The organism is Acinetobacter proteolyticus, assembly GCF_000367945.1.
GTDB lineage: Bacteria > Pseudomonadota > Gammaproteobacteria > Pseudomonadales > Moraxellaceae > Acinetobacter > Acinetobacter proteolyticus.
The window spans coordinates 3,588,491-3,595,892 of the sequence record NZ_KB849179.1; the positions used below are offsets into that span (position 1 = coordinate 3,588,491).

The following is a 7,402-nucleotide window of genomic DNA, read 5'->3' on the forward strand; positions in this document are numbered from 1 at the left end:
GCGCTCATAGCTCAGCTGGATAGAGCACTTGGCTACGAACTAAGGGGTCGGGAGTTCGAATCTCTCTGAGCGCACCAACTTAATAGAAGAAACCGCTTAATTGCGGTTTTTTTGTGCCTGAATTTTAGGAGATGTAAATCATTAAGCTTTGATAAAGGGTTGAAATAAAATACAGACCAAGTAAAGCAATCAGCGTAACTTTTATTTTCTTTGAAAATATCTTTAATAAAATAGAAATCATAAAAACAATCAACAAACATAGCCAAGCGCCAATGAATGTGATGATCCACAGTTTCCAGTTGTGTTTTTGCATTGTAATCGGATCATTGGGTGCTATTTTATTGTAATTTAGATGAATTGAATTTCCTTTTAGATCCAGATAGTCAATAGCTTTGAGTTGATATGCGGGCGGGTTGTTTTGCATCGGTATCGTTTGATAATAATAGATAGTTTGAATTGCCTGTGAGGGGTGTTTAAGCTCTTGTTGGCATAACTTCATTAATTTGACATCACACTGCATGACCAAAGTGTTATTGCTGCTCGTCGGAAGGATGAGTGATGCGCCCACTCGTTCACGACGGATGTAAGCTTCGTTGCTCGAATCGATATGTTGGCTTGAAATTTTCCATGTATGGTTTCTGGCAAGATCGGCTTGGTGTAACGCCGTTTGATGCGCGGAGCCAAAAATCAATAAAATGATGAAAGAAAAAAGAAAACAGAGGTAAGCATATTTAAAGTGATCTGTAATGCTGTCCTCTTCGGTATTGCTTTCGAAAATAATTCTTTGCATTTGTTTCCTTTTATTTGAGCTATTTTAGCTGGATTTTATGTTTATGTTTTTCTCAAATAACCGATAAAGATAACCTACGGTTCCGAGTACGCCGACCATACGGACTACATGAAATGCGGTTACTATTGGCACACCCAGCTGTAATACATTGGCGGTTAAGGTCATTTCGGCCACCCCTCCAGGGGAAAGGCCTAAACCGAGTGTGGGCAAAGGAATATCGGTCCAGAAGCTGATGCCATAGGTGAGTAAGCAGGTCAGTAATAGAACACCTAGATTACTTAAAGCCACAACAGTTAAATAATGAGGCGCAGTCTTGAAAAAGTCCGGCTTAAATTTATTTCCTAATGACCAACCCAGTAACACTTGGCCTAAATGCAAAATGGATGTCGGTATTGCCGAGAGGTGAATATCTTGCATTGTCAGTAAAATTGCAACCAATAATGCACCAAAGGTCCAGGGATTGGGGAGTTTGTAGTATTGAAAAATACGACTGGCTACATAAGCTAAAAAGGCTAACAGTACAAGGCCGTAACCATCGACATCGCTATGGCGACTCATGGTGCTATGATCAATACCGTGCCATCCCATAAATTGATAAAAAAAGGGAATGCTGACCACCACCATTAATACCCGTAAGGTATGAGCAGAGGCGACTTTATCGACACGCGCCTGATAGTGTTCGGCTAAATTCGACATCTCATTTGCGCCACCAATAGCCGAAGCAAACCAGGCTGTTTTAAAGTCTACCTTGCCCCAGCGATATAAGATGACAGAACCTACACCACCTAAACCGAGGGCAAACAGAAGACCCAACAATAAGATATGCCATTGGCTTGCAATGAGCTGGATCATTTGCGGGGTAAAGTAGAGGCCGAGGGTGAGCCCTAAAATGGACAGGCCAATATTGCGTGCGCTGTGATGACATTCAATAGGCGCATGATTAATTTTGAGTAAGGCCGTAATAAATAAAGGTCCGAGTAGCCAAGGCAGGGGGAGATGTAACCATTCGGCAAGATGTGCACCGATGAAGGCAATGGCTAGACTCGAAATATATTTGAGGTAGATCATGAGCACAGTCGCTGATAAAGGATGGATAGAACGTGGCTAGAAGCCAATAGCTACGTATGATCGCTATTGGCTGAATGCATGACTATGAGTTCACTTGCTTACGACTGCGTAACCAGCGGATGAGTGGTAAAACAATCATGATCCCCGCAAGAATCCAGAGCGTTTTAGTGATGTAACCGTCAAAGAGAATAGAGAGTTCGCCTTGGGAAATAGACAGCGCTCGACGCAAACTCGATTCCATGAGTTCGCCAAGCACAAACCCGAGAATAAGTGCTGAAAGTGGGAAATTGAGCTTACGTAAAATATAGCCAAACACACCGAGTGCGACCATCAGGATCAGATCGAACATGGTGCTATGAATGGCATAGACACCCACAAAACTCACTGCTGCGATGGCAGGAAGTAAAATAAAATTGGGGACACTGAGCAGCTTGGCAAAGTATCGAACCAGTGAAATATTCATCAATAGCAATAACACACTGGCAATGAAGAGCGAGGCAATCAAGCCCCACACAATCGTTGGCTGTTCGGTAAATAGTTGTGGCCCAGGCGTGATGTTGTATAAGGTTAAGGCCCCTAGCATTACCGCGGTTGTGCCAGAACCAGGTACTCCCAAGGTCAGCATTGGAATAAATGAACCACAGGCAGATGCATTGTTTGCAGCTTCAGGGGCGGCAATACCACGTAAGTCACCATCACCAAATTTACCGTCTTTGCCTGCAAGTTTACGTTCGCTGGTATATGCCATGGCACTGGCAATGGTTGCGCCAGCGCCAGGTAAAATGCCAACAATGAAGCCCAGAAATGAACTGCGAATGGTTGAGCCGAGGGTGAAACTAAACTCTTTGAGATTAAATAGACTACGCTTGCCTTGACCTAAGGCTTTCTGCCCAATACTGGTTTTTTCGAGCATGATCAGGATTTCGCTGATACTGAAAAAGCCGATCACGATCGTGGTAAATTGAATGCCATCACTGAGACTAACGGAATCAAAAGTAAAGCGGTACACGCCAGTAACAGCATCTACACCAACTGTAGCCAAGAGTAAGCCGATTAAGGTGGAAACAGCGGTTTTAATCGGTTGATCACTGACAAGGCCGCTTAAGCAAGTCAAGGCAAAAACCATGAGTACGAAATATTCGGCTGGACCAAACACGATGGCCCATTTGGCTAAAAGAGGAGCAAATAAAATAATACCGGAAATGGCAATCATGCTACCAATGAATGAACTCATGGCCGAAAGCGAAAGTGCAATCCCTGCTTTGCCTTGTTTGGCGAGTGGATAGCCATCAATGGTCGACATGATGGCCGCGGCATCTCCAGGCACATTAATCAGAATTGCAGAAATTCGTCCACCAAACTCACAACCTAAATACACGGCCGCAAGAAGAATCAGTGCACTTTCAGGTGGTAAGCCAAGCGCATAAGCAAAAGGGAGAAGCAAGGCTACGCCGTTAATTGGCCCCAGTCCTGGCAATAAACCCACAATGGTTCCAATAAATGCGCCGATCAGCGCGATCAATAGGTTTTGTGGTGTCAGTGCAACTTGGAAACCATAGATTAAATATTCAAAAACATCCATTTATTCTTCCTTGATTAACTCAAAAATCCGAGTGGTAATGGCACATCCAAGATGTAATCAAATAAACCGTAGAATAGGCCGCCAAAAACAAGGCCTGAGATGGCGGAGGCCTTTGGACTTCCTCCAAACAGCATGCCGACAGTGAAGAACATCAATGCAGTTGCAATTGGAAAGCCTAACCATTCAAAAGTCAGGGCATACATCAGCATCAATAACATCATGACCCCGATTTTCTTTAGTACAGCGACGGTATAGCCGAGATCGATCTGCTCAGTTAGTTTTTGAGGCCTAAAGGTTAGATAAAGACAAGATAAAATTAAAAGTATTAAGAGCAGGACAGGATAGGGTCTCGGACCTAGTGGGTCATAAGCGATTGGGGCAACATAGCTCCAAGCCAAATATAGAAGACCAAGGCTGACGAGGCCTAAAGTCCCTGCAAAAATCCTTTCCACGGACATAAAATATTCCTTTTTGCATTCAGATTTAGGCGTATTTCGATCCGATCTTGTTGCCATGGAAGATGCGTGATCAAAATACTTTTATTGTTTTCAGATTATTTGGTGATGAGATCGAATTCTTTAGATAAGACACGTAATTGATTGGTTTGCTGCATAACAAATTGATCGAGTTCTTCACCTGTCATGGAGAGCGGGAGTAAATCGAATTGCTCTCTGGATTTGGCAAATTTAGGGTCGGCCATCATTTTTTCAAAAGCGGTTTTCCACCATTGATAGGCTTCATCACTGACTTTAGGGCCGACATAGTAACCTCGTACCACTGGCCATTGGATGTCATAGCCTTGTTCTTTTGCGGTCGGGATATCAGCCAGTGCATTGGGTAAGCGTTCAGGTGCAAATACAGCCAGTGCGCGTAATTTTCCAGATTTGACATGTGGAATCACTTCTGCAATTCCAGCACTGACCACTTGGATATGATTACCTAAAACAGAGGTTACCGCTTCACCACCACCTTCTAGTGCAATATAGGTCATCTCTTTAGGGTTAACACCTGCTGCTTTGGCAAGCATCGCTGTCTGCATCCAGTCTTGACCACCGACACTACCGCCAGCACCAAAACTGACAGATTTTGGATCTTTTTTGAGGGATGCAACCAAGTCATTCAAATTCTGATACGGCGATTCTGCATTGACGGCAATGACCCCATAATCTGTTCCAACTACAGCTAACCAGCGAACATCTTTTTCGTTGTATTGTCCGAATTTTCCTTGGGCTAGATTTAGGAGTGAGCCAGTTGAAAAAGCGACAATGGCATTGTTATTGGCAGGATCATTGGCAACAATTTTATTGTATGCAACAGCCCCAACACCACCCGGCATATAAGTGACACGCATAGGAGAGCTTAAGAGCTCAGTTTCCTTAAATGCATTTTGAGTGAGTTTGCAGGTGAGATCAAAACCCCCACCAGGTTTCGCAGGCGCAATGCATTCAGGGCGTTTGGGTTCTCCAGTAACCGTTTTATTCTTTGTACATGCTGTAAGACTTAAGCCTAAAATGATTAAGGTGCTAGTAAAGGTAACGCTTCTTAACATGCTCAGTATGTCTCCATTCATCATTGTTTTAATATGCAAAATGCACATATTTTATCTAAGCGTCATTGCTTGATTATTGGGGTTGATATAAGAAGATTTAAAAATAGCTCTTCTCTATTTTTAATGCATTAAAAGGTGCGTAAAAAGGTTAGCATTATTGCTTGGGTTGTAGAGATTCTTTTTTTAAATATAATTTTTTGAATAATTTATTTTTGAAATAAATATTGTTTTTATTGGTTAAATTAAAATATTTTAATTTCTTATTTATCAATATAGGACGCTGTGTTTGATATTTTAGGTTATTCGTTCTTATTATATTACAAATAATTTTCTGTGGATGTAAAAAGCCTAAAGTTTATGGGCTTTAGACTTGTTGGAGGGATTATATTTTTGTTCTAAAATTTAAATTCTAAACCAGTCCCAATTACAGGTTGCTTATCTTCTAAATCTGCCTGTTTGAAGGTTGCATAAGCTGTGTAGCCATATGCCTTGACTTGTTTGTTAAACAGATAATCAACTCCTGCCATAATTTGTTTAGCATCATAGTTTGCATCGTCATTTTTAAAACGGGTTGAATTCTGGCTATATTGGGCTTTTACATTCCATTTCGAATCGTTTGACAAGCGATACTCAGCACCTAAGAGCCAACCTACCGATTGATCAATATTGGCTGCACCTGCTTGATTACCACTGGCTTCTTCAACTTCTGATGTTTGTATCAATGCTTTTAATGCCATTCCTTCGATGGGTTTAATTAGGCTTGTTAGACGAATCGTATTTGCTGCAGCAAATACACGATTAATATCAATATGAGGATCAGCAGCATTCAAGAAACCACGACCTAGGAAGTTGCTTGGAATCGCTTTGTCGTAGGCAATTCCAGCTAAAAACATTGGACTGGTATAGGTTAGGGAGGTTGACCATGCATCACCTAAACCATTGCCGTCTACAGTAACGCCTCCTTGACTACTGGCAATGCCTTGGGCCTCTCCTGTCGCAAGTAAAACACTGAACGCAAGATTGGCTTCATCACTGACTGTGATTTTGGGTGAATCATAAACCACGGAATTATTGATCCGATTTTCACCTGGCATAATACCTCTCACATCGGCAGTGTTGCGCATATAATTATTAAAACTATCTACTGCACTCGACATTTTTTTTAAAGGAGAATTATTTTTACCCACTTTCAACGTACCAAATTTTTCATCTTTTAAGCCAATATATCGATCTCGATGAGACCAGTCCGTTCCATCTCCATCGGCATTAAATGCCCATTCGATTAAATAGAGTGCACTTAAGCGATTGGTTAATTTTTCCTCACCTTTAATTCCGAGAAATGAACTATTGCTATTCATTTTCCAGGTATCACGGTCAGCAGAATTCGCATTTTTTTCGGGGATATAATCGATACTGGTATCAATCTCACCATAGAATTTAGGTGATGAAAATGCTGAGCTGGTTGCCATGCAAAGCATACTGGCGATAAAGAAATTAATTTTCATTGATGTCATCCTAACAAATTAAAAATTATGCCTAATTAATCCCTGTCTCTTTTTACTTGAGGTTTAAGGGGGATTAATCGAGCCTAATTTAAAAGGCTCTTGGGGGATTTTATTTAGTTTTTATAGTTTTTGGCATTTAATTGTCTTATGTTGTTTTGATTAGTATTTTTATAATTTTATAAGTATTTAAATCTATGACTTTGAGTGATTTTTATTTTTAAATTAATAAACCTTTTGTGCCGTAATTATAAACATAATGTGTTGGGTTGAAAAACAGAAGTACTAAATTTAACTGAAAAATAGAATTCATAAATGTTTTAAAAATAAAAAGCCGCTGATATCAGCGGCTTTTTGAATCGATCTATTTAGAAATGATTTACGGAACTGAATAGATGATCTGTAAGACTGTTGAGTGGGGATTGAAGAGATACAAGATCTGTTAAAGAACCACCATTTGGATTTGGTTCACCGACCGCAATACCTGAAGTGACTGTTCCTGTGAGCGCATCTAAAATTCCATCCACACTGCCATGAAGGCTGTAATCTCCGTTGCCAACACTGACGCTGATAAGGTTATTGATACTATCCAGTGAACTATCGCTGAATAGGGTCGTTACATGATCTTGTAAGGTATCTATTGCAATGTTGCCATTGCTGATAACGGTTTGAATCGGTTGAGCAATTCCTGCAATCACATCTCCACTATTTGCACCATTATTAATGGTTCCAAGAATATCTGTAATCACACTTAGACCACCTTCACCACCGCCAATTCCGCCAGTGATGCCACCAATAATGCCAGTAATTGCGCCCAGAGGACCGCCTTCACCACCGCCAATACCACCAAGCAGGCCGCCGACATCAGTCAGGTCACCGACTGCGTGTTGAACCAGACCAGAAGCAGTTGA

General features: G+C 41.2%; 6 protein-coding genes, 1 tRNA gene and 1 pseudogene. 1 reads left to right on the forward strand and 7 read right to left on the reverse strand.

The features are described from left to right. A tRNA-Arg gene (locus F993_RS00370) sits at positions 1 to 77 on the forward strand. A gap of 47 nt (positions 78 to 124) precedes the next feature. On the opposite strand, the gene F993_RS00365 is transcribed toward F993_RS00370, so the two are convergent. The 7 genes and pseudogenes from F993_RS00365 to F993_RS00335 form a co-directional block, all read right to left on the reverse strand. Then, the gene (locus F993_RS00365; protein WP_004657762.1) at positions 125 to 790 is read right to left on the reverse strand and encodes a hypothetical protein; all 666 of its coding nucleotides are present in this window, start codon (positions 788 to 790) and stop codon (positions 125 to 127) included. 24 nt (positions 791 to 814) lie between these two features. Continuing rightward, on the reverse strand, positions 815 to 1,858 hold the full coding sequence (locus F993_RS00360) for an AbrB family transcriptional regulator (RefSeq protein WP_004657764.1): 1,044 nt from the start codon (positions 1,856 to 1,858) through the stop codon (positions 815 to 817). Between the two features lie 82 nt (positions 1,859 to 1,940). Further along, positions 1,941 to 3,440, reverse strand: coding sequence for a tripartite tricarboxylate transporter permease (locus F993_RS00355; RefSeq protein ID WP_004657765.1), 1,500 nt, complete (start codon positions 3,438 to 3,440; stop codon positions 1,941 to 1,943). A gap of 14 nt (positions 3,441 to 3,454) precedes the next feature. Continuing rightward, the gene (locus F993_RS00350) at positions 3,455 to 3,898 is read right to left on the reverse strand and encodes a tripartite tricarboxylate transporter TctB family protein (RefSeq protein ID WP_004657766.1); all 444 of its coding nucleotides are present in this window, start codon (positions 3,896 to 3,898) and stop codon (positions 3,455 to 3,457) included. Positions 3,899 to 3,993: 95 nt separating this feature from the next. Further along, on the reverse strand, positions 3,994 to 4,989 hold the full coding sequence (locus F993_RS00345; protein WP_004657768.1) for a tripartite tricarboxylate transporter substrate binding protein: 996 nt from the start codon (positions 4,987 to 4,989) through the stop codon (positions 3,994 to 3,996). Between the two features lie 395 nt (positions 4,990 to 5,384). Beyond that, complete coding sequence (locus F993_RS00340; RefSeq protein ID WP_004657770.1) at positions 5,385 to 6,494, reverse strand: porin; 1,110 nt, start codon at positions 6,492 to 6,494, stop codon at positions 5,385 to 5,387. Positions 6,495 to 6,859: 365 nt separating this feature from the next. Next, positions 6,860 to 7,402: pseudogene (locus F993_RS00335) on the reverse strand (agmatine deiminase); the annotation flags it as partial.

Excerpts from the sequence above, each read along its gene's own strand:
- F993_RS00365 (WP_004657762.1), bottom strand. The coding sequence starts at position 790 with ATGCAAAGAATTATTTTCGAAAGCAATACCGAAGAGGACAGCATTACA.
- F993_RS00360 (WP_004657764.1), bottom strand. The coding sequence starts at position 1,858 with ATGATCTACCTCAAATATATTTCGAGTCTAGCCATTGCCTTCATCGGT.
- F993_RS00355 (WP_004657765.1), bottom strand. The coding sequence starts at position 3,440 with ATGGATGTTTTTGAATATTTAATCTATGGTTTCCAAGTTGCACTGACA.
- F993_RS00350 (WP_004657766.1), bottom strand. The coding sequence starts at position 3,898 with ATGTCCGTGGAAAGGATTTTTGCAGGGACTTTAGGCCTCGTCAGCCTT.
- F993_RS00345 (WP_004657768.1), bottom strand. The coding sequence starts at position 4,989 with ATGTTAAGAAGCGTTACCTTTACTAGCACCTTAATCATTTTAGGCTTA.
- F993_RS00340 (WP_004657770.1), bottom strand. The coding sequence starts at position 6,494 with ATGAAAATTAATTTCTTTATCGCCAGTATGCTTTGCATGGCAACCAGC.